Consider the following 20062-nt stretch of genomic DNA (forward strand, 5'->3'; position numbering starts at 1 on the left):
AATGACGCGCCTTTTTTAGCTATGTCAGTAAAAAAAGCTTTTTTTCCCGAACTGTTCGATCTTGTGGTGGTGGGTGCCGGCCATGCCGGATGTGAAGCCGCCATGGCTTCTGCCCGTCTGGGGCTCAAAACGCTGCTGCTGACCATCAACGCGGACAGAATCGGCCATTTGTCATGCAATCCTGCCATAGGCGGGCTGGCAAAAGGGCATATGGTCAAGGAAATTGACGCCCTGGGCGGCATGTTGGGACTGTGGGCCGACGAAGCCGGCATTCAGTTTCGTCTGCTGAATACAAGCAAGGGGCCTGCCGTCCATTCCACACGGGCCCAGATAGACCGCGATGCTTACATGAAAGCCGTGCAGCGGGATGTTTTCCGGCAGGATAATTTGTGGGTGTGGCAGGATACCGCGGAAAACGTGCTGGTGGAAAACGGCCGCGCCGCCGGGGTGTCCACTCTGCTCGGTCAGGAGTTCAGGTCGCGGGCGGTCTGCGTCACCGCCGGAACATTCATGAGCGGGCTTATCCACGTGGGGTTGACCCACTTTTCCGGTGGCCGGCTGGGTGACCCTGCCGCACAGGGACTTTCCGCAAGCCTGCGTGCCGTCGGACTGGAACTGGGCCGTCTGAAAACCGGCACCACCCCCCGCCTGCTACGTGACAGCATCAATTTTGATGTCATGGTGGAGCAGCCCGGCGATAATCCGCCGCGCCCTTTCAGCTTCCGGTCTCGGCATGCACGCATGCCGCAGGTGCCGTGCTATCTTACGTGGACCAACGAGGCGACGCATGAGACTATACGGGCAGGTTTTGATCGTTCCCCCATGTTCACCGGCATCATTTCCGGTACCGGAGCGCGCTACTGCCCTTCCATAGAAGACAAGATCGCGCGTTTTCCCGACAAGGACAGGCATCAGATTTTTATCGAGCCGGAAGGCCTGCACAGTCCGGAAGTTTACCCCGGTGGAATTCCTACCAGCCTGCCGCTGGACGTGCAGAAAGCCATGATAGCCACCATTCCCGGTCTGGAAAAGGCCCAGATTGTGCGGCCCGGCTATGCCATAGAATATGATTATGCCAATCCCACGCAGCTTAAGCCCACACTTGAAACAAAAGTTCTGCCGGGATTGTGGATGGCCGGACAGGTCAACGGCACCTCCGGCTATGAGGAAGCCGCCGCTCAGGGGCTGTGGGCCGCTCTGAACATTTTCTGCGGTCTGCGCGGTCTGCCTGCTTTTATTCCGGGCCGTGATGAGGCGTATATGGCAGTGCTGGTGGATGACCTTGTGACCAAGGGAACGCTGGAGCCGTACCGCATGTTTACGTCGCGCGCAGAGCACAGGCTTCTGCTGCGGGAAAATAATGCCGACAGCAGACTGACACCCGCGGGTCGCAGTCTGGGGTTGGTTGATGACGCCCAATGGCAGCTGTACACCGCCAAAAAAACGGCGCTGGAGCAACTGCTTGCGGAGCTTGACGCAAGACAGGTCAGGCCCGATGCCGCAACCCGGGATATTTTTGTGCATATGAATGAGGCGGTGCCCACCAGATCGGTGAGTCTGGCAGACCTTTTGCGCAGACCGGCACTGGGCATCACGGACCTGCAGGCGTTCGGCCTTGAAACGGCCGGTTTTGCCGCGGATGTTCTTGAAGAGGCCCAGACCATTGTAAAATATTCCGGGTATCTGAAGCGGCAGGAAGAGTTGGTGCTGCGTACTGCGCGACATGAATCTGTGGTCATTCCCGAAGCGGCGGATTATGCCGCTGTTCACGGATTGACTCGGGAAGCTGTTGAAAAACTGAGTAAAGTCCGTCCACGGACCCTTGGTCAGGCTGCGCGTATTTCCGGAATCACACCCGCTGCATTATCGTGCATAGAGGTCTATCTGAAAAAAAACGGCTGGCTGTAACATTATTATGGTGTTTTTTTTGCATTGTTCAGCGGATACTGCCGTTGGTACAATGCCCTTGAAATACACAAGGCTGTTTTCAGCCTTTGGAGCAGCTTTTCAGAATGGATCAGATTGCAATGAACATCCAGACGTCTTCCGCAGCTGTCCGGTTTTCTTCACTGGACCGTACGACCAACTACTTTACGGAAATCGGTAACAGCTTCGGTGCCACATCGTTTTCATCCACTGCGTCGCTGACGGTCATAGCCGTACTGTGCGGTGTCATTGTCGTGCTGCTGGGTGTCATTGTCGTTCTGTCATATCTCAAGCGCAAGCACGGCAGTTATGTGCCCGCGGGCTGGATTCTGCGTCCCGCAGAAATTGCACAGCAGCTGCAGACAGCCATTGACCAGCGGGGAAAAGTCGAGCTGCAGTTTCACACACCGGGCGCACGCCGCCACGCCACAACCTGCCTGCCTGTGGCGCTGGAACATGACACTCTGCTGCTTGAATGCTCCGGTCTGGAAAAGCTTTCGCCGGGCTGGATAGGCAGAAGTGTGGAATGCTTTTTTTGTCTGAAGTCAGGAACACATCCTGTCTATTACACGTTTGTGACCACAATTGCCGGCATACGCATGGAGGGGGAAGGCATCTGCATGATGAACGTGCGCCTGCCCGAAGTGCTGGAACAGCGGCAGAAAAGAGCTTTTCTGCGGGTGGAACCTCCGGAGCAGTATGTTCTGGGTATGGCTCTTTGGGCTGAACCGCTGGATACCACCGGCAGCATGAAAATGAATATCAAGGACTGGGGAAAGCCTGCTTTGGTATTTATTCCTAATAAAACCTCTGATATTGAGCTGGTTAATATCTCTGCAGGCGGCGCCAGACTGAAGGTCCGCCGCGAGCGGGCTAAAAAATGCGGACTTACGTTCACCATTGCCGAACGTTTCATGCTGCTGCTTGATCTCTGGGAACCTGAACTGGGCAAACGGGACAGATATTGGCTGCTCTGCCGCACTCAGACGCCTTTTATCGATTTTGAAACACGTGATGTGGATCTGGGCGTACAGTTTATCGGGTATGCCCGTAACAGGGAAAACAGCACTCACGAGCTGGTCTGGCAGCCCATGAAAGCCGGAGAAGGCATAGAGGTTATCGGCAACTGGGCCATGAAGCGCCATCTGGAGCTTTACCGCGAAAGGGGCCCGGAAGAGTAAGAGTCATTTTTTAGCCGGTAAACCGCTTGCCTTGAAAAGCGGTTATGCTTATTCGAAAAGGAACAGGTATCCGGACCCGCTGCCCAGCAGAATCGGAAGACATTTTAACAGGAGTGAAAACATTGGACGGAGGCTCGGACAGTAGGCTCTGGTCGCTTTTTTCAAGATTCTTTTCCGCAAAGAACGGCGACAGTGTTGAACAGGCCATCATTGAAGCTCAGGATGACGGTGAACTGGATTCTGAAGAAAGCACCATGCTTCTCAGCATCCTGCGGCTGGATGAAATGCAGGTCTATGAGATCATGACTCCCAGAACCGACATTGACTGTGCGGACGACCAAAGCTCTCTCGGGGACATCATCGATCTGATTGTTTCTTCGGGACATTCACGCATTCCCGTTTATCGTGACAACCGCGACAACATCATCGGCGTTGTTTATGCCAAAGACCTGCTCAGTGTCCTTACCGACACCGGTCAGCGCAGTGCGCCGGTGACTGAAACCATGCGTCAGCCCATCTTTGTTCCGGAAACGAAAAAGGTGAGCGAGCTTCTGCAGGAATTCCGGACCCGCAAGAATCATCTTGCCATTGCGCTTGATGAATACGGCGGCACCTCCGGTCTTGTGACCATTGAGGATGTGCTGGAAGTAATTGTGGGCGACATAGAAGACGAGCATGATGCGCCCCGTCAGGAGGATATACGTGCTCTTGACGACGGAACACTTGAAGTTTCAGGCAGGGCTTTCCTTGAAGATCTGTCAGAACGGCTCGGAGTTTTGCTCGAGTCCGATCAGGTGGAAACAATCGGCGGTTATCTTTCTGAAATAGCAGGGCATGTCCCGCAGGCAGGAGAATCTTTTACTGTCGGCGCTCACAGCTATACGGTAATGGAAGCTGACGCCAAGCAGATAAAGACAATCCGTGTTACTCCCTCTGAATAATTCAAGGCGGCTCCGGCCGCCTTTTTCATGATGACACACCGTTATGACCATGCGTGCGAGCTTTGCAGTGAATAACAGGTCAATCGTTCTTATTGTTCTGGTTTCGGCAGGCATGTTTGCCGGGCTGCCAAACCCTTTCTGGCAGAATTCTTTCCTTGTTCTGCTTGTTCCCGCTGCCCTGTACGCAATCGCCTGGCACGTCCGGTCCGCATCCGCTGCCTTTCGTCTCGGCTGGCTGGCTTCCGGCGCAGGTGCTGCTGCCGCTGTGTACTGGGTTGCCTATCCTGTGCATGTCTACGGCATGCTGCCGTGGCCTCTGGCTGTGCCCTGTGCCCTGCTGCTCGGCGCGTGGATAGGTTTGTTCGGTGCAGTATTTTCCTGCATCATGCACTTGCTGGTCAGACCGTACTCGCGCGGTACCCTGCCGCTTTTTTGGCAGAACGCCCTGCTCCTTTGCACGGCGGCAGGCAGCTTGTGGGGTATTCTCGAATGGTTCCGCGGTATTTTTCTGACAGGTTTCCCGTGGGCCACCCTGGCATCAGCTTTTGTGGCCGTCCCGCAGATGCTGCAGGCTGCTTCCGTGGTGGGGGGGACTGCGCTGGGAGCTTTTTTTGCCTGCGCAGCATGTTGCAGTGTTCATCTGTGCGCCGGAACCCTGCGTTGCAGGAGACTTTCCGTAATTTCTGTTGCTATCCTCGGGATAATTGCACTGTTCGGTTTTTACAGAACAGGCTCTTTTTCTCCTCAGGGCGAGGAGTATGACGTCGCCTTGATTCAGGGCAACATTGATCAGGGGCAGAAGTGGCTGCCCGAGTACCAGCAAGGCACCGCTGACCGCTATATTTCCATGTCGCAGGGGGCAGCGGACAAACTGAAGCCCGACCTGATTATCTGGCCGGAAACTTCCATGCCTTTTTATTTTCAGGAACATGCCCTTGGCGAGGACATACGCCGTGCGGTGGCCGGGCTGGGGGTTCCGCTGCTGCTGGGCACGCCCGGTTATACACTGGGGCCGCAGGCCGGCAGTTACACCACGTACAACCGCGCATACGTTCTGGACAAACAGGGGCGCGACATCGGCTTTTATGACAAAGAGCATCTTGTGCCCTTCGGCGAATACATTCCTTCTTTTCTGAATCTTGAATTTCTGCAGACCATGATGCAGGGTGTCGGCGATTTTACTCCCGGCAAACAGACTACCCCTGTCAGAACAGGAAATCTTGCGTTGGGAATACTGGTTTGCTATGAGTCCATCTTTCCCGAACTGGCGCAACAGCGTGTGGCCGATGGTGCCACCCTGCTGGTCAATATCAGCAATGATGCATGGTTCGGCAATACTTCTGCTCCGCGCCAGCACCTTCACCTGACTGCAGTCCGGGCTGTGGAACAGGGCCGGTACATAGCGCGCTGCACCAATACCGGAATCAGTGCTATCATTGACCCCTTCGGACGTATGCAGGAAACTGGACCTCTGTTCAGGCCTGCGGTTGTCGGCGGAGCGGTTAAAAGCATTACGAAAAAAACAGTATACCATTTAATTTACCAGTGGATTATGCCCGCCATGCTGGTTGTCTTCTGTACGACGGCATTCTGTCTGCTGCAGACAGGACGGCGGCAAACGCCACAATAACAGGATATTTTATGCTTCAACTTTCCGAACTCCGTTCCAGAGGCAATGCCCTTCTCCAGCAGTTTGAAACACTCTGGGGGCGCCTTTGACCACGCGCAGAGTAAATACAGGCTGGAAGAGATAGAAAAACAGCTGTCCAGTCCAGACGCGTGGAATGCGCCGGAAAAACTTACGCCGGTGCTGCGGGAAAAAAGTCAGCTTGAAAACAGCGTTGCGCGGCTGGACGCACTGCGGCAGGCCAAGGACGACATGCTGGGCTGGCTTGAGCTGGCTGAAGAAGAAAATACGCAGGAAGTTCTTGAACAACTGGAAGAACAGGCCGGAATTCTGGAAGCTCTGCTGGAAGAGACCGAAGTCGGCCTGCTGCTTTCAGCAGAAGAAGACAAGCACGCTGCCATTCTTGAAATTCATCCCGGTGCCGGAGGCACGGAAGCACAGGACTGGGCGGAAATGTTGCTGCGCATGTATGTGCGCTGGGCGGAAAGCCATGAATTTAAAGCCGAATACCTTGACTATCTTGACGGAGACGAAGCCGGCATCAAAAGCGTGACGCTGAAGATTGACGGCACCAATGCCTACGGGCTGCTTAAAGGTGAAAAAGGTATTCACAGACTTATCCGTATATCGCCTTATGATGCCTCCGGCAGACGTCATACATCCTTTGCATCGGTAGATGTAATTCCAGATGCAGGCGAAGAGATCACCATCGATATCAAGGATTCTGACCTGCGCATTGATATTTTCCGCTCCAGCGGACCGGGAGGACAGAGCGTAAACACCACAAGCTCCGCCGTGCGTGTGACACATATCCCCACCGGTATCACTGCCCAGTGCCAGAACGAAAAATCGCAGCATCACAATAAAGAGACTGCCATGCAGATATTGCGGGCGCGGTTGTATGAGGCTGAAATACGCCGGCGCGACGCTGAAAAGCAGGCGGACTACGCCAGCAAAGAAGCCATCGGCTGGGGCAGCCAGATACGCACCTATACGCTGCAGCCGTACAGGCTGGTGAAGGATCACCGTTCCAACTTTGAAGTGGGCGATGTGGAAGCGGTGCTTGACGGCGAGCTTGATGCGCTGATGCGCAACCACCTGCTCTACCAGCATGAGCGACGATAGTATGCAGAATGAAGAGCATGATGCCGGCTCGCGGAGAGCTGAACAGCATAAGCATGAAGAGCTTGTCGAAGCCGCCACCGAGGAAATTCAGACCCTGCGGCGGGCACTGCAGGAAGGCCTGTGCCGGTCAGATGCCTGCAACGCGGGGCGGATGCTTGCCGTAACGCGACTGCTGCCGGGATGTGATGAAGAACAATGGGCGGCGGCAGCCGAGCGGTTGGGGCTGACAAACTGGATAGCCTATCCCCTTGGCAGCGATGCGGGAATCAATCGCTGAAAGTGCAGGACGCATTGGATGATCTGAGCTGGAAGTCGGAACACGATCCGCTTACCGGGCTTCCCAACCGCAGAGCCTTTGAACGCATGCTCAAACTTGAACTGCAGCGTGCGGAACGCGGGAATTCGCAGGTAAGCGTGGCCGCTTTGGATCTGGATGACTTCAAGGCTGTGAATGATGTCTACGGTCATCCCTGCGGTGATGAGGTGCTTGTCCATGTGGCGCACCATCTTGCTTCGGGCAAACGGGCGTATGATGTGGCTGCCAGAACCGGCGGAGAGGAATTTGCTCTCATTCTACCCGGGGCATCGGCAGTTACCGCGCGGCTGATGGTTGAGCGTCTGCTTGCCGCACTGCGGGCAGCACCTGTGCGTTGTGCCGGCACCGGCCCTCTGCATATCACGTTCTCTGCGGGGGTGGCGGTATGCAAAGGCAGCATTCCCTGCAGCGCGGAAAAGCTGATGGCTTTTGCCGATGAAGCGCTGTACGAGGCCAAACGTGCCGGCAAAAATCGTGTGATGATTTCCCGTAAGTCTCCCGGTGCTCCCTACGACCGCTCCACCATGGTGCAGTCTCAGGAAAAGCAGATACTTTTTTCTGGAAAAGAATAGCAGAGCCAGATGGTTATGAGAAAAACACTAAGCGTTTCGATTTTGAGCGGCAAAGGCGGCGTAGGAAAAACCAATCTGGCTTTGAATCTCGCCTTCTGTCTGCATAAGGGCGGTCATCCGCTGCTGCTTATGGACTGCGACATGGGGCTGGCCAATCTGGACGTTCTGTTGGGGCTTGCTCCGGAACACACCATGTACGACCTTCTGGAAAGCGACATCGAACCGCAGTCCATCGTTGTTCCCATTGAGCAGGGAGGCTTTGACTTTCTGCCTGCGGCTTCGGGGCTGACAGATCTTATCGAGATGGATAACGATACCCGTGAACTGCTGTTTCACCGTCTGCTGCCTGTTTTCGACGGATATGACTATCTTTTTATGGACCTGGGTGCCGGTATATCACCCACTGTGCTTTCACTGGGAGCCATGTCCGATATGCGGGTTGTCATCATCACCCCCGAGCCCACATCGCTGACGGACAGTTACGCATTGATCAAGATGATGCACGCCCAGCACGGGGTTGACGATTTTCACGTCATAGTCAATCAGGCGGAAAACCCCGGTGAAGTGAAGCAGGCTTTTCAGCGCCTTGCGGCTGTTTGTGACCGGTTTCTGGGCATCAGCCCTGTTCTGCTGGGTGGTGTAAGTTATGACAAAGCCCTGCCCGAGGCCGTTCGCAGGCAGACTCCGTTGATGCGTATGAACCACAAATCACCGGCAGCAAAGGATATTTTTTCGATAGCTGTTAAGATGCAGCGCCACCGTGCCGCCATTGTGCACACGCTGGGGCAAAGCCCTTTATTCGGCGAATTGACGGGAAAAGAATATTAAGGCTTGAACTCGTAGGCTTTTTGCATAATATTCACGTTGTACACACTCTGTTATTTTGTAACTCACCTCTTTTTCGGGAGGCTCCATAGATGAACAAGAGCGAATTGATCAAAGTCCTTTCTGAAGAAAACAACATCTCCATCGAAGAGGCCACCCTTGTGGTGACCACCTTTGTGGATTCGATGAAAGACGCCCTTGCCGAAGGTGACCGTGTTGAAATACGGGGCTTCGGAAGCTTCAAGGTAAAACAGTACGAAGGGTATTCCGGACGAAACCCTAAAACGGGCGAAATCGTCAATGTTCAGCCTAAACAGCTGCCCTTTTTCCGGGCGGGTAAAGAGCTGAAAGAATTTCTAAACGATTAGCAAACGTTCTGAATCCGAAGTTCGCCCGAACCGGCAATGCCGTTTCGGGCGTCTTTTTTTCTGCCGGTTCCTTTCGGGGCAGGCAGTTGACTGGATACGGGATGTAACGCATTGTGGTGCGTGAAGTCTGCCGCCGGAGAGGTACCGCGACAGACCGAATGCTCTGGTGATTGCGGGCACATAACGGCAACCTCAGGAGAATGATCTCATGACGCGGACACCGCGTGCATCCGTGCCTTTTTACAAGATGCAGGGATGTGGAAACGATTTCGTATTCATTGACAACAGAGAGCTGAAGCTGCCTGTTGCCCTTATGGAAGACTGGGCGCGCAAAATCTGCAGGCGTTCTTTTTCCGTCGGTGCGGACGGCCTTGTTTTTCTGGAAGAAGCTCCGGACATTCCCGGTGTTGACTACCGGTGGCATTTTTATAATGCCGATGGATCCCGTGCTGAAATGTGCGGCAACGCTTCACGTTGTGCCGCGCTTCTTGCTTTCCGTACCGGCTTTGCCGGTGCCGAACATGTGCTGGGAACCGATGCGGGACCGGTACGTGCCAGAGTGGATGTTGCCGCAGGCATGGTTAAAGTGGAACTGACTCCGCCAAAAGAGCTTAGTCTTAACAATGTGCTGCGTTTTGGCGATGAGACACACGAAATTCATTTCGTCAATACAGGGGTGCCGCATGCCGTCTGGCTGGACGCAGATGCAGCGGCACTGGACGTACGGGCGCTGGGAGCCTCTTTGCGCTATCATGAACGTTTCGCACCTGCCGGCACCAATGCTAACTTTGTCACCGTGATTGATCAGCACAACATTTTGCTGCGCACCTATGAGCGCGGCGTGGAAGACGAAACCTATGCATGCGGTACCGGCGCGGCCGCAGGGGCTGTTATCACCCATGCGTTGGGGCTTACCGGCCCGCAGGTGACAGTGCGCAGTTCCGGCGGCGAACTGCTGGGCATATCGCTGGAAGACGGCTCGGTGTTTCTTGAAGGAAAGGCCCTGCTCGTCTACACAGGCGAAATGCAGCCCGAGTCACTGGGTATTTCACTAGATTAGTTTCAACGGCCGGTTTTTCCGGCCATTTGCTTTTGCAAACACAGGAGAAGCGTATGCAGTTTTCCGGAGCACTGACCGCCATCGTCACCCCCCTCAAAAACGGCCATATTGACGAGGAGGCTTACCGCAACCTCATTGAATGGCAGATAGAACAGGGCATCAACGGTCTTGTCCCCTGCGGCACAACCGGTGAGTCGGCGACGTTGTCTCATGAAGAACACCGTGATGTCATCCGTATCTGCATTGATCAGGTCAAGGGCCGTGTTCCCGTGCTGGCCGGTGCCGGCTCCAACAGCACCAAAGAAGCCTGCGGGCTGGCCCAGTTTGCCAAAGACGCAGGGGCCGACGGTGCCCTGCTTATCACGCCGTATTACAACAAACCCACTCAGGAAGGGCTTTACCAGCACTTCAAGGCTATCGCCGCCGAAGTTTCCATGCCGTATATCATGTATAATGTTCCCGGCAGGACAGGCGTGAACATGACGTCGGAAACAGTGGCACGCGTTAAACGCGATGTGCCGGAAGTTGTCGGCATCAAAGAGGCTTCAGCCAACCTGAAGCAGGTTTCCGAGATTATCGAGTTCTGCGGCCCTGATTTTCAGGTGTTGTCCGGCGACGACTTTACAGTGCTGCCTCTGCTTTCCGTGGGGGGATGCGGTGTTATCTCCGTTGTATCGAATATTGTGCCTGCTAAAATGTCAGGCCTCTGCAAAGCGTTTGCCGGGGGCGACCTTGCCAGAGCTAAAACACTGCATCATGAGCTTTCACCGCTTTCCCGGGCCATGTTCTGTGAAACAAACCCCATTCCGGTAAAAACGGCACTGTCCATGATGGGCAGGCTTTCCCTTGAACTGCGCCTGCCGCTGGTGCCCATGCAGCCGCAGAACGAAAAGTACCTGCGCGGCATTCTGTCACTGGCAGGGCTGGTCTGATAATGTCCGGCGGGCGTGCACCGGCACGTCCGCCGTCCCGCGCGGAAGGTTCCTTTTCCGCTTGAAGCTGCGGCATGGCTGCGCTAAGCTTGTCAGCCGTATCCGGACTCCGGAATATCGCTTGCGACACTATCTCATAAACATTCTGTACTGAGTGCAATACTCTTTCTTTTCTGACGGAGGAAACAGGTAATGGAAGCCCCTCAAAAAAACCTTGCTCTTGACCTCGTACGCGTAACGGAAGCCGCTGCGCTTGCTTCTGCGCGCTGGCTCGGCAAAGGAAATCAGGATGCAGGTGATCAGGCTGCTGTGGACGCCATGCGGCTCTGCTTCAACTCGCTGAATATTTCCGGCGTGGTTGTCATCGGCGAAGGTGAAAAGGATAATGCTCCGATGCTGTTCAACGGAGAAAAAGTCGGTGCCGGCAACGGTCCTGCTCTGGACGTGGCGGTTGATCCGGTTGAGGGGACCAAGCTGCTGGCATATGGCCGTCCTAATGCAATTTCCGTCATCGGGGTGGCTCCTGCAGGCACCATGTATAATCCGGGTCCCAGCTTTTACATGCAGAAGCTTGTGGTGCCCGGTGCCGCGAAAAATGTTGTTGATCTTGATGCGCCTGTGGCTGAAAACCTGCACAAGATTGCCAAGGCCCTTGATAAGGACGTTGATGACCTTGTGGTCTTTGTGCTGGACAAACCCCGCCATGCCAGCCTGATTGAGCAGGTGCGCGCAGCCGGGGCACGTATACAGCTGCATACCGACGGCGACGTGTCGGGTGCCCTTATGGCTGTGGACCCCCGTTCTGAAGTTGACGTCATGATGGGTACCGGCGGCACTCCCGAAGGAGTTCTTGCAGCCTGTGCCATCAAAGGTATCGGCGGTGAAATGTTTGCCCGCCTTGATCCTCAGTCATATGTGGAAAAAGAGGCTATCCTTGAAGCCGGCATTGACCTGCGTGAAATCCACACTGTGGATACTCTTGTGCGCAGTGACGAAGTCTTTTTCTCCGCCACCGGTATATCCGGCGGTACCTTCCTTAAAGGGGTGCAGTACACAGGTACCGGTGCCGTGACCCATTCCATGGTCATACGCGGACGTACAGGTACCCTGCGCTACATCGAGTCCATCAATAACTGGGACAAGCTGATGAAAATCAGCTCGGTGAAATACGATTAAGCAGTCTGTGGCCGGCCTTCGGGCCGGCCTTTTTTTCATTAATTCCCTTCAAGGAGCCGCCATGCCGCGCGTCGCCGCCATATTTTCCGCCCTGCTGCTCATATTCATGTGCAGTCAGGCATCGGCTGCTGAGCAGAATTTCCATGATCAACCGGAATTCACACAGCAGGAACTGCAGCAGTTTTTAAAGGATTTTCCGGCATTCAGAGAATGGGCCGTTAATAGCAAGGACACCTCCTCTCCGGTGGTGACTGACGCCGGTGAGCCTTCTTTTGTATGGAGCCCGCAGGCAGAAGCTTATCTGCGCGAGAACACGGGGTGGGCTCCTGAACGCTTCTTTTATGTCATGACCCATGTCTTTGCAGGGCGCACGGTTCTCAGGCACGGCAGTCAGGTAACCGGCGACAACCGTCCGCCGGATATGCCTGTTGTGTCCGATGCAGAGCTGGATCTCATCAGAACACTTATGCCGAACTGAAAAAGGGCACCGCGAGGTGCCCTTTTTCAGTTCATGTGTCCGGAAATCAAAACGTTATCACCTGAAATCCTTCGTCAATCCAGTCAGACATGGCCGGATGCCCTCCCATTTCGCCCACCAGAGTGATGCCTGCCGCGATAACGGCATCGGCTACTCCCAGCTTGGCAGAACAGGCCTTGCAGGCTCCATACAGGATTCCGCTTTCCGCAACGCGGGCAAACAGCTGGTGCATGGGGTGTTCCGGATTGGCCAGCCGCGGAAGCAGCGCCACCGCCGCCCCCTCTACAACCAGCCGCACGTCATACCCTTTGCGTTTCATGTCTCCGGCATTCAGCAAAACGTGAATGAAACACATTTCTTCTCCGTTAAACGGAAACAGAACGACTTTTTTCATGACCGCTCCTTACAGGTATCCGTCCATGATGGTGTCCAGTGTTCCGTGGTCGACCGGCTGCTTGCACAGGGGGCCTTTCTGCAGAAAGTCGTACCGGCTATCAAGGGTGGGACGCGGATTTTTGTACAGCACGCCAATGGGGATGCGTTCGCCGAACTCCTGCGCCTTTTCCATTGCCCCATGCCAGTCGGTGGGGTCGTAGTCTGCCGGCAGTTCATAACAGCGTTGTTTATACCATCCGAATGTATTTACTTTGTTAAAGGAAATGCAGGGCGAAAAAATATCGACCAGCGCAAACCCTTTATGTCTGATGGCCTGCTTCATGACGGAGACAAGGTGAGGTACGTTGCCTGAAAAAGCACGCGCCACAAAGCTGCATTTCATACCGATGGCCACGGCCACCGGATTGAAGGGGGAGTTGTAAACCCCTCCGGGCTGTGATTTCGTGACGTGTCCTTCCATGGTGGTGGGGCTGGCCTGCCCTTTGGTCAGACCGTAAATCTGGTTGTCATGTGCCAGAAGAGTCAGGTCCACATTTCTTCTGATCGCGGCAAGAAAATGGTTTCCGCCCTCACCGTAGTTGCAGCCGTCGCCGCTTTCGGCAATGACAGTCAGGGCCGGGTTGGCCAGCTTTACGGCCTGTGCCGAGGGCAACCCTCTCCCGTGCAGTCCGTTGAACCCGTTCAGGCTGATATAATGCGGAGCTTTGGCAGCCTGGCCTATACCCGAAACATGAGCAACATCTCGCGGAGCAAGATCAAGTTCCGAAAGAGTCTGCTTAAGCGCTTTCAATACGTCGTGGTTTCCGCATCCGGGGCACCACGAGGTGGTATATTCGCCGTATTCCTTTATATCAATCATGGATCAGCCCTCCTCTTCTCCGAGGTTCTGCAGGATATACCGGGGGGTAAACGGTCTGCCGTCATAGCGCAGCACAGTACGGTGCACTTTAAAACCGGTTTCCTGCCGGATCAGTTTCATGAACTGTGCCGTGGCGTTCCCTTCTATTCCGATAACTTCTTCAGCATTTTCAAGAAGCGGCATAAAGCTCTCCGGGGCAAGGGGCCATACCTGTGTAAAGCTGAGCACGCCGACCCTGGCTCCCTTACGGCGCATCCGCGCAGCAGCTTCGCGGGCGGGGCCTTCGGTACTGCCCCAGCATACGAGTATGCGGGAGGCTCCCTCATCGCCGAAATAACGCGGAGCGAGCGTTTCAGCCCGCATTCCCTGCTCCTTGCGCATTCTTTTGTCATTCATGGCCACGCGGACATCCATGGACTCTGTTATGTGACCGTCCTCGGTATGCTCGTGACAGTCGGCAAGCACAAGCGCTTCGCTGAACCCGGGCAGTTTGCGGGGCGAAACTCCGTCTTCGGTGAACGCATACCGTTTGTAGCTGCGGTCTCCTTCGCTGCCGGTATCGGGTTCGGCCACAGGAGCAAGCGCCGCAAGGTCAAACTTGTGCACGGCTCTGTAAGAATCTGCAAGATACTGATCCGTAAGAACAAATACAGGAGTTTGGAAACGTTCTGTCACATCGAAAGAACGGTAGGTCAGTTCAAAGCAGTCTTCCACCGTTGCAGGAGCGTAAATCGCGCGAGGAAATTCGCCATGCCCTGCATAGAGTGCCAGATTGAGGTCGGCCTGTTCTGTTCTGGTGGGAAGCCCAGTGGCAGGGCCGGGGCGCTGTGCCAGCACGATGACGATGGGCGATTCCATCACACCGGCCAGACTGACGGCTTCGGTCATAAGAGCAAAACCGCCGCCCGATGTGGGCACAAGGGTTTTCGCTCCGGCGTAGACTGACCCCAGCCCCATGTTCAGCGCAGCTATTTCGTCCTCGGCCTGCTCCACGATCAGCTGCATGCGTTCAGCATATGTAATGAGGTTCTGCGCTACAGAGGTGGCCGGTGTCATGGGATAAAAGAAGCAGCATTTGACACCAGCGGCCAATGCCCCGAGCGCAATGGCTTCGTTGCCGTGAATTACCATCCTGTCGGAATCGCCTTCGGCAGGCGGCAGAGGTGTGCAGCTTGATTTATGTGCTTCTGTCCAGCGGCATGCTTCGTCCAGCACAGTGAGGTTCTGTGTAACCACCTCATCACCTTTACGCCGGAACGTGTTGCGGATCAGCTTCTGCAGCACTTCCTGCCCGATGCCCAGCAGTTCTGCCACCACTGCCAGTCCGGCAATGTTCTGATAAATGGGTCGGGGAGCAAGCTCTTTGAAGGGGACCCTGACAGCCTTGAGTCCTTCAGGGTCAAGCGTTTCATCCAGAATGACAATGCCGGACTCTGTCATGTTGGCTTTGTGGCGGGAAACGGTTTCCTGATCAAGCGCCACAAGAATGTCAATGCCGTCCACAGGTGAAACAATCTCACCGTTGCCGGTTCTGATTCGGTATGTATTGTGTCCCCCGCGCACGCGGGACATGTAATGCTGGGCCACAAGCACTTCATAGCCGCTGCGGGCCAGAGCCTTGGTCAGCATCTGTCCTATGGTGACAAGGCCCTGACCGGCCTCGCCGCCTATGACGATATGCTTGTCTTTCGTTTCCACGTGAAGCTCCTTGTGTTGGTGGACAGGGGCGTTTTTCCAGACGCCCGGGCAACGCCGCTAAGCCTGCGCAGGCGGGGTGAAGACTCGGGCCGAAAGCTCTTTATCAAGCATCAGCAGGCCCTGACCTTCACCGCCTATAAGCCGCAGCTTATGTACCAGATCTGCCACTGTGGCTTCTTCTTCCACTTGCTCCGAAATAAACCACTGCAGGAAAATCGAACCGGCATGGTCGCGTTCGTCCAGAGCAAGATCGGCAAGCGTATGGATAAGGCCGGTGACATGCTTTTCATGCTCCAGCACCTTTTCAAATACGTCGAGAGGCCCGCCCCACTCGCTGGGCGGTGCGTCAATGGGCTGCATGATGGCTCTTCCGCCCCGTTCCATGATGTAATCATAAAACTTCATGGCATGGAACAACTCTTCCTGAGCCTGCATCCGCATCCAGTTTGCAAAACCCGCCAGTCCGAGGTTGTTGCAGTATGACGACATGGACAGGTACAGATAGCTTGAATACAGCTCCCACTTGACCTGATCATTAAAGGCTTTTTCCATTGTCTGACTAAGCATGTTTTCTCCCGATGTTATACCGGCTTTGATGTTCATAAAAGTAATCGGCATGTTGCACTATCTTCCATCATACATGACAGAAGGAAATCTGCAAGGACTATCCTTGATTTCATAGTTGCCAGCGATGATTCCTTACGCTATGAGAGCGTTGCTATACAGCTAACTCAATCAAGGGGGCCGGGTCATGTGGGGAACATCCTACAGCCGTGCGCGGCAGGCACAGACAACCATTGTCTGCCGTGAATGCGGCGGCACGTTGCGTGCTGAGCGCACCTGCCATGATGTCTATCTGCGGTGTACTGCCTGCAACAAGGTCACACAGGTGCAGGAACACATTGACGAAATGGATGAAGCGCTTGAAAGCTTTATGGAAAATGTCTTCTGTGACAGAGTGTGACAGGAAAAACAGCCGGGCCGTGATACATCACGGCCCGGCTGTTTTATGTGGTGCGGACTGCATGATTGCGTTAAAAGTAGCCGAGACTGCGTAACGTCTGCATATTCTGCTCTTTAACAGCGTTTCTGCCCTGCCGCTCATGCCCGGATGTATTCGTGGGCGGGCTTGTGCAGGGTTTGCAGCCAAGTGAGCGGTAGCCCTCATCATACAAGGGGCAGTACGGCAGCTGACGCTCGAAAGTATATGCCCACACATCCATCTCGTTGAAATCAAAAATGGGATGCAGGCGCTGATGAGGTGGTGAAATAACCTTTTCCGCATGCCCCGATGAAGCTCTTGCGGGGTGTTCGTCTCGGCGTATGCCTGTCAGCAGAATGCTTACGTTCAGGCTTTCAACGGCATGCTGCAAGGGGAGGACTTTCAGGCGGCGGCAGCAGTCCACCACGTTTGCGGCCACAGGATAGCCGGTGTTGTCAGCTGGCGGGGTGACTATGTGCATATCCAGCTGCCAGCTGGCTGCCAGTTTGTCCCGAAAGGTTGTCACCTCGGGAAATTTGCAGCCTGTGTCAAGGCTGAGCACCCGCGGCGGAGCACTTATGCCCGCATCGCGCAGCACATTGCGCCACAGGTCAAGAACCACGGTTGAATCTTTTCCGCCTGTCCATGCCACCACGACAGATGACGGCGGAGTGCCGTTGCTGATGATTGTTTCGAGCAGTGATCGCGCGTAGGCTGTTTTTTGTGAAAGCTGTATCATCCGTCTGTCCGAAAAAGTTGAGGCATTATGCTGAATACAATGCTGTCGATGCTGGGAAGTCACGGGCTGTGCGTACTGGCCACAGCCGCTGCCACGGCAGGGGCTGTGGTGCCCCATTGCTCACTGATGTCGTATGTTGTTACCGGTGAGGGTGTATCGCTATATGTTGCCACAGGCAAGAACAGTCGCAAGTATGAAAACATGCGGGCCAACCCGGTGGTCAGTATTCTTGTGGATAACAGAGACACAGCCGGAAACGGCCCGTATGCACTTACTCTGGCTGCACAGGCTGTTATTGACCTGCCCTGCGCAGAACGGCGCAAAGCTGCCGGCCTGCTTGCCGCAAGCCATGCTCCCTTGCGTCAATTGCTGGAAACGCCGTCATGTGCTGTCGTCCGGCTTGATGTGTCTGAAATGACGCTGCTGACGGATGTCCGGACTGCCTTTACAGAAAAAATCGAACTATCCCAAAAAACCGCTTGACGTCTTCGGGCGTCACACATATAAGGCACTTCCACGTTGCGGGAATTTCTGTTCAGCACAATGAACAGTGCCTGAAACGTATTGCGCGCCCGTAGCTCAGTTGGATAGAGCACATGGCTACGAACCATGCGGTCGGAGGTTCGAATCCTTTCGGGCGCGCCACTTCAGATTTTTATTTTTGCTGCGCCCGTAGCTCAGTTGGATAGAGCACATGGCTACGAACCATGCGGTCGGAGGTTCGAATCCTTTCGGGCGCGCCATTTTTTGACATACTTTTTATTTTTGCTGCGCCCGTAGCTCAGTTGGATAGAGCACATGGCTACGAACCATGCGGTCGGAGGTTCGAATCCTTTCGGGCGCGCCAGCTTACAAAACCCCGGTTTCCGGGGTTTTTTTATGTCCTTGATTCACTTTTCACAAAAATCAGCGGCCCTGCCCTGCCCATCCCGAAAAAAAGCAGATGCCGCCGGCAATTCATTGCAGAATATTCTGATCATCCGCGTAAAAAAAGACCGCCGGTATTCCGGCGGTCTTTTCAGATCTTCGTGTTTACAGCGTGTTATTTGGTATCCGGTGCCGGTGCGTCGCCGGTGGAGTTGGTTTCCTCAAAAGTGACACTGAGCTTATTCATTTCACTGATGATGTCCGAAGTCACGTCTACGCTATCGTCGTAGGAAATGACTCCTTCCTTATGCATGAGCACGGCGTAGCCTTTTTCGGCTCTGTACTTCTGCATCACGCTTTTAAGATTTTCATCCAGCGCAACCATGACGCGCTGCTGGGCGGCATTGATTCTGTTGCGCAGGTCGGTGATGGAGGCATGCATTTTCTGCGTGGCTTCTTCATTTCCCTGAGCATTCTGCATTTCTGCCTGCATGCCTTCAAATTCTTTTCTGGCGTCGGCTGCCAGATTTTCAAGATATTCCTGTCCGGCCTTTGCGGCTGTGGATTCTTCGTAGACACGGGTCATGTCCACAACACCCACAACGGGGGTATTTTTAGCAGGCTGGTTACAGCCGGCCAGAACCAGCATGCTCATAACCGTCAAAAATAAAACAGCACGTTTTTTCATCAAAAACTCCAGTTAACGTTGATAATTATGATGCCTGCGGCAATCGCGCACAGGCCGGTATACAAAAACAGACATTGGCGACACTACATTTTCCGTTCCGGTGCGGCAATGGCTTTGTCTGTCAGAGTGCAACAAACTCTTTGCGCGCTTGCCCCACTTTCCACAGATATCTGCGGGTTTCCATGGACGGAAGCCGCTTTTGCAGCCTGTCATACACTTCATCGGGCGAAAGTGAGTTGATGATTTCTGCGGCAGTCCGCCTGTTTTCGTGGAAGCTGCGCAACACGGCTCCTGCGCCGCCGTTGTAAGCGGCAATCATGCAGTATTCGCGGGATACCGGATGGCGGATGTCGGAAAGGTACCTGTTATTGAGAATGAAAAGATACGCCGTGCCGTAGCGGATATTGATCTCGGGATCAAAAAGCTGCTCCGGCGTCGGGGAACCCTTCCTGCCGTTAAGCATTGTATACACGTCGCTTCCCGCGGTGGAAGGCACAACCTGCATAAGTCCGTAAGCGGGAGCATGGCTGACCGCAAAGGGGTTGAAGTCACTTTCCGTTTTCATGACGGCGTATACCAGATTGGGGCTTATTCCGTACTCACGGGCAAACCGCCGGACAGGCTCACGAAACTTGCGCGCCCGGATATGCAGATGGTCTTTGACCATGGCAAACGAGACACTGTGTACAGTAACCCGTTTTCCGTCCACTGTGACCTGCCGCATGGTCCTTGCCCGCCGGATGAGATCGCTGGCGTAGCGCTCGGCACGCCATGCCCAACGTATGGGCTTGCCGTGGTAGTCTACCACCTCATTGTATAGAAAAGGTTCCTCGCCCAGACGAACTTCACCGGCGGAATACATATCCACAGCGCGCGGATCGGCGGGGGTCAGCAGCGTGGTTACAATGGCACTGTGCAGGCTCTTTTCTGGTGATTTGTCGTCAACAGTCTCCACAGTCACAACGCCTTTGTCAAAATCAACGCTGGCACGCGACAGATAATTCTGTGTGTATTTGACATATTCTTTGGGACCGGCCTCTCTGGTTTCATCCTTGCCCCATTTGCCTGCCACGGCGTCTCTGAATTCCTGCAGGCGGCGGGCAAGCTGTTTGAGGTCAGCCTCCAGCTGTGCCGGATTCATGGCATAGCGGATACCCTTGTCACGGGCCAGTGCCGCGGCTCCGGCCATGTCTCCTGATGCGGCCACGCGGGCCATGCGTACCGCCTCGCCGGGGGTGCATGCGCAAAGCAGCGTTGCGCAAAGCAGCGGCAATGCCATTTTTTTCATTATTTTCACCTGTCGTGC

22 protein-coding genes and 3 tRNA genes are annotated in these 20062 nt (G+C 54.7%); 18 read left to right on the forward strand and 7 right to left on the reverse strand.

Annotation, left to right across the window (positions count from 1 at the left end; translation table 11 throughout):
* The first annotated feature begins 21 nt into the window (after positions 1–21).
* From mnmG to ACZ5D1_RS09215, 13 genes are all read left to right on the forward strand, one after another.
* A complete protein-coding gene (gene mnmG, locus ACZ5D1_RS09155) occupies positions 22–1908 on the forward strand; it encodes a tRNA uridine-5-carboxymethylaminomethyl(34) synthesis enzyme MnmG (protein WP_464554675.1) in 1887 nt (628 codons plus the stop codon).
* A gap of 104 nt (positions 1909–2012) precedes the next feature.
* The gene (locus ACZ5D1_RS09160) at positions 2013–3107 is read left to right on the forward strand and encodes a PilZ domain-containing protein (protein ID WP_027181976.1); all 1095 of its coding nucleotides are present in this window, start codon (positions 2013–2015) and stop codon (positions 3105–3107) included.
* 122 nt (positions 3108–3229) lie between these two features.
* Positions 3230–4048 (forward strand): hemolysin family protein, encoded by an 819-nt coding sequence (locus ACZ5D1_RS09165; protein WP_011367732.1) that lies wholly within the window; start codon positions 3230–3232, stop codon positions 4046–4048.
* 67 nt (positions 4049–4115) lie between these two features.
* Complete coding sequence (lnt, locus tag ACZ5D1_RS09170) at positions 4116–5678, forward strand: apolipoprotein N-acyltransferase (protein WP_162147968.1); 1563 nt, start codon at positions 4116–4118, stop codon at positions 5676–5678.
* An 11-nt stretch (positions 5679–5689) separates the two neighbouring features.
* Positions 5690–6800 (forward strand): peptide chain release factor 2 gene (gene prfB, locus ACZ5D1_RS09175; protein WP_211232563.1). Its coding sequence is split into 2 segments (ribosomal slippage): positions 5690–5764 and positions 5766–6800, totalling 1110 coding nucleotides; the frame shifts between segments, so codons are not numbered across the junction.
* On the forward strand, positions 6787–7077 hold the full coding sequence (locus ACZ5D1_RS09180; RefSeq protein WP_464554676.1) for a hypothetical protein: 291 nt from the start codon (positions 6787–6789) through the stop codon (positions 7075–7077). Before prfB ends, ACZ5D1_RS09180 begins: the two co-directional genes overlap by 14 nt.
* A 14-nt stretch (positions 7078–7091) precedes the next feature.
* Positions 7092–7688 (forward strand): GGDEF domain-containing protein, encoded by a 597-nt coding sequence (locus tag ACZ5D1_RS09185; RefSeq protein WP_464554678.1) that lies wholly within the window; start codon positions 7092–7094, stop codon positions 7686–7688.
* Positions 7689–7697: 9 nt separating this feature from the next.
* Positions 7698–8516 carry a MinD/ParA family protein gene (locus ACZ5D1_RS09190; protein WP_027181978.1) on the forward strand — a complete coding sequence of 273 codons (819 nt, stop codon included), beginning with the start codon at positions 7698–7700 and terminating at the stop codon, positions 8514–8516.
* 89 nt (positions 8517–8605) lie between these two features.
* Positions 8606–8881 carry an HU family DNA-binding protein gene (locus tag ACZ5D1_RS09195; protein ID WP_011367726.1) on the forward strand — a complete coding sequence of 92 codons (276 nt, stop codon included), beginning with the start codon at positions 8606–8608 and terminating at the stop codon, positions 8879–8881.
* A 208-nt stretch (positions 8882–9089) separates the two neighbouring features.
* The gene (gene dapF / locus ACZ5D1_RS09200) at positions 9090–9941 is read left to right on the forward strand and encodes a diaminopimelate epimerase (protein WP_011367725.1); all 852 of its coding nucleotides are present in this window, start codon (positions 9090–9092) and stop codon (positions 9939–9941) included.
* Positions 9942–9994: 53 nt separating this feature from the next.
* The gene (gene dapA, locus ACZ5D1_RS09205) at positions 9995–10873 is read left to right on the forward strand and encodes a 4-hydroxy-tetrahydrodipicolinate synthase (protein WP_011367724.1); all 879 of its coding nucleotides are present in this window, start codon (positions 9995–9997) and stop codon (positions 10871–10873) included.
* 192 nt (positions 10874–11065) lie between these two features.
* Positions 11066–12049: a class II fructose-bisphosphatase gene (gene glpX, locus ACZ5D1_RS09210; RefSeq protein ID WP_011367723.1), complete on the forward strand. Its 984-nt coding sequence runs from the start codon at positions 11066–11068 to the stop codon at positions 12047–12049.
* 61 nt (positions 12050–12110) lie between these two features.
* The gene (locus ACZ5D1_RS09215; RefSeq protein ID WP_464554680.1) at positions 12111–12527 is read left to right on the forward strand and encodes a hypothetical protein; all 417 of its coding nucleotides are present in this window, start codon (positions 12111–12113) and stop codon (positions 12525–12527) included.
* A 46-nt stretch (positions 12528–12573) separates the two neighbouring features.
* On the opposite strand, the gene ACZ5D1_RS09220 is transcribed toward ACZ5D1_RS09215, so the two are convergent.
* Genes ACZ5D1_RS09220 through ACZ5D1_RS09235 form a run of 4 tightly spaced genes read right to left on the reverse strand, consistent with a single transcriptional unit; the run spans position 12574 to position 16047 of the window.
* Positions 12574–12921, reverse strand: coding sequence for a DsrE family protein (locus tag ACZ5D1_RS09220; protein WP_011367721.1), 348 nt, complete (start codon positions 12919–12921; stop codon positions 12574–12576).
* Between the two features lie 9 nt (positions 12922–12930).
* Complete coding sequence (locus ACZ5D1_RS09225; RefSeq protein WP_011367720.1) at positions 12931–13782, reverse strand: 2-oxoacid:ferredoxin oxidoreductase subunit beta; 852 nt, start codon at positions 13780–13782, stop codon at positions 12931–12933.
* A 3-nt stretch (positions 13783–13785) separates the two neighbouring features.
* A complete protein-coding gene (locus ACZ5D1_RS09230) occupies positions 13786–15480 on the reverse strand; it encodes a 2-oxoacid:acceptor oxidoreductase subunit alpha (RefSeq protein ID WP_011367719.1) in 1695 nt (564 codons plus the stop codon).
* Between the two features lie 57 nt (positions 15481–15537).
* Complete coding sequence (locus tag ACZ5D1_RS09235; protein WP_011367718.1) at positions 15538–16047, reverse strand: ferritin; 510 nt, start codon at positions 16045–16047, stop codon at positions 15538–15540.
* 184 nt (positions 16048–16231) lie between these two features.
* Between ACZ5D1_RS09235 and ACZ5D1_RS09240 the strand changes: the two genes are divergently transcribed.
* Positions 16232–16444: a dual CXXC motif small (seleno)protein gene (locus ACZ5D1_RS09240; RefSeq protein WP_011367717.1), complete on the forward strand. Its 213-nt coding sequence runs from the start codon at positions 16232–16234 to the stop codon at positions 16442–16444.
* A 70-nt stretch (positions 16445–16514) separates the two neighbouring features.
* Here the strand turns inward: ACZ5D1_RS09240 and ACZ5D1_RS09245 are convergent, their stop codons facing one another.
* The gene (locus ACZ5D1_RS09245; RefSeq protein ID WP_273192588.1) at positions 16515–17201 is read right to left on the reverse strand and encodes a phosphoadenosine phosphosulfate reductase family protein; all 687 of its coding nucleotides are present in this window, start codon (positions 17199–17201) and stop codon (positions 16515–16517) included.
* A gap of 27 nt (positions 17202–17228) precedes the next feature.
* On the opposite strand from ACZ5D1_RS09245, the gene ACZ5D1_RS09250 reads away from it, so the two are divergent.
* From ACZ5D1_RS09250 to ACZ5D1_RS09265, 4 genes are all read left to right on the forward strand, one after another.
* Positions 17229–17684 carry a pyridoxamine 5'-phosphate oxidase family protein gene (locus ACZ5D1_RS09250; protein WP_011367715.1) on the forward strand — a complete coding sequence of 152 codons (456 nt, stop codon included), beginning with the start codon at positions 17229–17231 and terminating at the stop codon, positions 17682–17684.
* Positions 17685–17769: 85 nt separating this feature from the next.
* Positions 17770–17846: transfer RNA gene (locus ACZ5D1_RS09255), tRNA-Arg, on the forward strand.
* Positions 17847–17867: 21 nt separating this feature from the next.
* A tRNA-Arg gene (locus ACZ5D1_RS09260) sits at positions 17868–17944 on the forward strand.
* Between the two features lie 27 nt (positions 17945–17971).
* Positions 17972–18048: transfer RNA gene (locus ACZ5D1_RS09265), tRNA-Arg, on the forward strand.
* A 195-nt stretch (positions 18049–18243) separates the two neighbouring features.
* On the opposite strand, the gene ACZ5D1_RS09270 is transcribed toward ACZ5D1_RS09265, so the two are convergent.
* Together ACZ5D1_RS09270 and ACZ5D1_RS09275 are read right to left on the reverse strand one after the other, a co-directional pair.
* The gene (locus tag ACZ5D1_RS09270; protein WP_011367714.1) at positions 18244–18756 is read right to left on the reverse strand and encodes an OmpH family outer membrane protein; all 513 of its coding nucleotides are present in this window, start codon (positions 18754–18756) and stop codon (positions 18244–18246) included.
* Between the two features lie 121 nt (positions 18757–18877).
* A complete protein-coding gene (locus tag ACZ5D1_RS09275; protein WP_273192583.1) occupies positions 18878–20044 on the reverse strand; it encodes a murein transglycosylase domain-containing protein in 1167 nt (388 codons plus the stop codon).
* Positions 20045–20062: the final 18 nt, after the last annotated feature.

The sequence above is a fragment of the Oleidesulfovibrio vietnamensis genome (assembly GCF_055388115.1).

Bases quoted from the DNA above. Each gene is read 5' to 3' on its own strand.
- ACZ5D1_RS09225 (WP_011367720.1), bottom strand. From the start codon at position 13,782: ATGATTGATATAAAGGAATACGGCGAATATACCACCTCGTGGTGCCCC.
- dapA (WP_011367724.1), top strand. From the start codon at position 9,995: ATGCAGTTTTCCGGAGCACTGACCGCCATCGTCACCCCCCTCAAAAAC.
- ACZ5D1_RS09190 (WP_027181978.1), top strand. From the start codon at position 7,698: ATGGTTATGAGAAAAACACTAAGCGTTTCGATTTTGAGCGGCAAAGGC.
- glpX (WP_011367723.1), top strand. From the start codon at position 11,066: ATGGAAGCCCCTCAAAAAAACCTTGCTCTTGACCTCGTACGCGTAACG.
- ACZ5D1_RS09235 (WP_011367718.1), bottom strand. From the start codon at position 16,047: ATGCTTAGTCAGACAATGGAAAAAGCCTTTAATGATCAGGTCAAGTGG.
- ACZ5D1_RS09240 (WP_011367717.1), top strand. From the start codon at position 16,232: ATGTGGGGAACATCCTACAGCCGTGCGCGGCAGGCACAGACAACCATT.
- ACZ5D1_RS09270 (WP_011367714.1), bottom strand. From the start codon at position 18,756: ATGAAAAAACGTGCTGTTTTATTTTTGACGGTTATGAGCATGCTGGTT.
- ACZ5D1_RS09180 (WP_464554676.1), top strand. From the start codon at position 6,787: ATGAGCGACGATAGTATGCAGAATGAAGAGCATGATGCCGGCTCGCGG.
- ACZ5D1_RS09245 (WP_273192588.1), bottom strand. From the start codon at position 17,201: ATGATACAGCTTTCACAAAAAACAGCCTACGCGCGATCACTGCTCGAA.
- ACZ5D1_RS09160 (WP_027181976.1), top strand. From the start codon at position 2,013: ATGGATCAGATTGCAATGAACATCCAGACGTCTTCCGCAGCTGTCCGG.
- ACZ5D1_RS09275 (WP_273192583.1), bottom strand. From the start codon at position 20,044: ATGAAAAAAATGGCATTGCCGCTGCTTTGCGCAACGCTGCTTTGCGCA.
- ACZ5D1_RS09220 (WP_011367721.1), bottom strand. From the start codon at position 12,921: ATGAAAAAAGTCGTTCTGTTTCCGTTTAACGGAGAAGAAATGTGTTTC.
- dapF (WP_011367725.1), top strand. From the start codon at position 9,090: ATGACGCGGACACCGCGTGCATCCGTGCCTTTTTACAAGATGCAGGGA.
- ACZ5D1_RS09195 (WP_011367726.1), top strand. From the start codon at position 8,606: ATGAACAAGAGCGAATTGATCAAAGTCCTTTCTGAAGAAAACAACATC.
- ACZ5D1_RS09250 (WP_011367715.1), top strand. From the start codon at position 17,229: ATGCTGAATACAATGCTGTCGATGCTGGGAAGTCACGGGCTGTGCGTA.
- ACZ5D1_RS09215 (WP_464554680.1), top strand. From the start codon at position 12,111: ATGCCGCGCGTCGCCGCCATATTTTCCGCCCTGCTGCTCATATTCATG.
- mnmG (WP_464554675.1), top strand. From the start codon at position 22: ATGTCAGTAAAAAAAGCTTTTTTTCCCGAACTGTTCGATCTTGTGGTG.